The sequence below is a fragment of the Micromonospora sp. U56 genome (assembly GCF_018070095.1).
In the GTDB taxonomy this organism is placed as follows: domain Bacteria; phylum Actinomycetota; class Actinomycetes; order Mycobacteriales; family Micromonosporaceae; genus Micromonospora; species Micromonospora purpureochromogenes.
The window spans coordinates 1-1,889 of record NZ_JAGPYL010000237.1; the positions used below are offsets into that span (position 1 = coordinate 1).

The 1,889-nt window shown below is 74.5% G+C and carries 3 protein-coding genes; 2 read left to right on the forward strand and 1 reads right to left on the reverse strand.

Annotated elements, in window-relative coordinates; genetic code table 11:
• Positions 1–224: 224 nt before the first annotated feature.
• Entirely contained in the window at positions 225–644 is a 420-nt protein-coding gene (locus KBX37_RS33710; RefSeq protein WP_374103946.1) for a YchJ family protein, read from the forward strand.
• A 212-nt stretch (positions 645–856) separates the two neighbouring features.
• Positions 857–1,582, forward strand: a complete 726-nt coding sequence (locus KBX37_RS33715) for an SRPBCC domain-containing protein (RefSeq protein WP_247659497.1) — start codon at positions 857–859, stop codon at positions 1,580–1,582.
• 76 nt (positions 1,583–1,658) lie between these two features.
• On the opposite strand, the gene KBX37_RS33720 is transcribed toward KBX37_RS33715, so the two are convergent.
• Positions 1,659–1,889 (reverse strand): hypothetical protein (locus KBX37_RS33720; protein WP_247659498.1); only part of this gene is annotated, 231 nt, incomplete at its 5' end.

Here is a 1,889-nt window from a genome sequence, read left to right on the forward strand (position 1 = left end):
CCGACCAGGCCTCCTACCGGATCAGCGTCGACAACCTCGCCGACTGGATCGCCACCCGCGGCTACTCCGCCACCGCCTGACCCACCACCGACAAGGGCCGGCCCCACCCGGGGCCGGCCCTTTCGTCATACCCGAAACGGTGCACCGGCAGCCGTCGCCCGGCGGGCGACCGGGTGACCCGGCTGCCGCTCTCCGCACCCGACCGGTGCGGCAGGATGGGTGCCGTGGCGAAACGTGGGGCCCGCCGGAGCGCGGCCGACGACCAGGACCGGCCGTGCCCGTGTGGCTCCGGCCTGCCGTACGCCGACTGCTGTGGCCCGGTGCACCGCGGCGAGGGTACGGCCGGGACGGCCGAGGCGCTGATGCGCTCCCGGTTCAGCGCCTTCGCCGTCGGTGACTCCGGGTACCTGCTGCGCAGCTGGCACTCCTCGACCCGGCCGGCCCGGCTGCGGCTGGCCCCGGGCGAGCAGTGGACCCGCCTGGAGATCGTCGACACCGACCGGGGTGGCCTGTTCGACAGCACCGGCACGGTCGAGTTCCGCGCCCACTACCGCGAGGCCGGCCGGCCGGGGACCCTGCACGAACGCAGCCGCTTCGTCCGGGAGGACGGGCGTTGGGTCTACCTCGACGCCCTGCCCGACTGAGCCGGCGCGACCTGCTCGCCCGCTGTGGCGCGGCTTGTTAACATGGCGTCGGCGCCGTCCCGCGCCTCACCTCCTTACCGGTGCTCACGCCACCGGCGTCGCGGAGGCAAAGGAGGCCTCGAGTCTTCGGGGCGCCGTGCCACATGCCTGGGCAACGGCGGGTCGACGGGAGCGTGAGTCCCCACGACCGCGCCGTCGACAGGGAGCATGTGATGACGCGCCAGAAATCCTTCAAGTCCCGGGTCCGCACCCGGATGGACAAGACCGGCGAGAGCTACATGGCGGCTCGCCGGCACCTGCTGCCCGGCGCCGTTGCGCCTGAACCGCCGACCGCGGCGCCCGACGAATCCACACCCGCGGCCCCCGGATCGGGGGCGGCACAGGCCGACCGGATCTCCGACGCGTTGCTCCGTGAGCGCACCGGCCGCGGCTGGGACGAGTGGTTCACCCTGCTGGACGAGTGGGGCGCGGTGCAGCGTACCCACACCGAGACGGCTCGCTGGCTGGTGACCGCCCACGAGGTGCCGGGCTGGTGGGCGCAGACCGTCACCGTCGGGTACGAGCAGGCGCGTGGCCTGCGCGCCCCCGGGCAGCGGCGCGGCGGCGGCTGGGAGGCGGGCGGCAGCCGTACGGTCGCCGTACCGGTGGACCGGCTGTTCGAGGCGTTCAGCGACGACCGGCTGCGCCGGCGGTGGCTGCCCGACGTGGCGATCCGGGTACGCACGGCGACCCGGCCGAAGACCTTCCGCGCCGACTGGGAGGGCGGCCCGACCCGGATCGTGGTCGGCTTCGCGCCCAAAGGCGACACGAAGGCCACGGTGACCGTGGTGCACGAGAAGCTCACCGACGCCGAGCAGGCGGCCGCCCTCAGGGCGTACTGGCGGGAACGGCTGGCCGCGCTCAAGCAGTTGCTGGAGTCCGGCGAGGCGGGGCGCTGAGCACCACGACCTCCGTCCACCTGCCGGGCTGACCGCCGGTCCGGTGACGGTCGTCGCCGTCACCGGGCCGACCCGGTCAGCCGAAGGCCACCCGTTCCAGCCAGAGGTCGAGCAGCTTCGCGTCCCCGAGCACCTCGACGCCCGCCGTGTCGACGGAGAGCCGGCCGTAGACCAGCAGCAGCAGGTTGGTCAGCGGCCCGCGTACGGCCACGGCGGCCTTCTCGTGCGCCCGCCGCCAGGCGATCAGGTCGCCGGTGAGGTCCACCACCCACTCGGCGCCCAGCTCGGCGGGCGTGTCGGTGGCGTG

Bases quoted from the DNA above. Each gene is read 5' to 3' on its own strand.
- KBX37_RS33715 (WP_247659497.1), top strand. From the start codon at position 857: ATGACGCGCCAGAAATCCTTCAAGTCCCGGGTCCGCACCCGGATGGAC.